Source organism: Pantoea sp. paga (assembly GCF_007558755.1).
Taxonomy (GTDB): domain Bacteria; phylum Pseudomonadota; class Gammaproteobacteria; order Enterobacterales; family Enterobacteriaceae; genus Pantoea; species Pantoea agglomerans.
The window spans coordinates 1-272 of record NZ_VLTF01000051.1 but is presented as its reverse complement, the minus strand read 5'-3'; the positions used below and the strand labels follow the sequence as shown (position 1 = coordinate 272).

The window sequence follows — 272 nt, the reverse complement described above, 5'->3', positions numbered from 1 at the left end:
TGAGCAGGACGGCTGCGAAGTCGTGACACTTTTGTGTCCCCTTCGTCTAGCGGTTAGGACTCCGCCCTTTCACGGCGGCAACAGGGGTTCGAATCCCCTAGGGGACGCCACCTGCTTGGTGACAGGTGAAAGGTGTCTCCATACAGTATCTCAAAACCGATTTGGTTGCGTAAGCAGCCGGGCCGCGTTTGAGATATTTGCTCTTTAACAATCCGGAACAAGCTGAAAATTGAAACGACGCAGCGCGTCATTCCTCCGTAATTAAGGAATGA

1 tRNA gene is annotated in these 272 nt (G+C 52.6%); it reads left to right on the top strand.

Annotation, left to right across the window (positions count from 1 at the left end):
* Nucleotides 1-35 precede the first annotated feature (35 nt).
* Nucleotides 36-110: transfer RNA gene (locus tag FOV68_RS23930), tRNA-Glu, on the top strand.
* Nucleotides 111-272 lie beyond the last annotated feature (162 nt).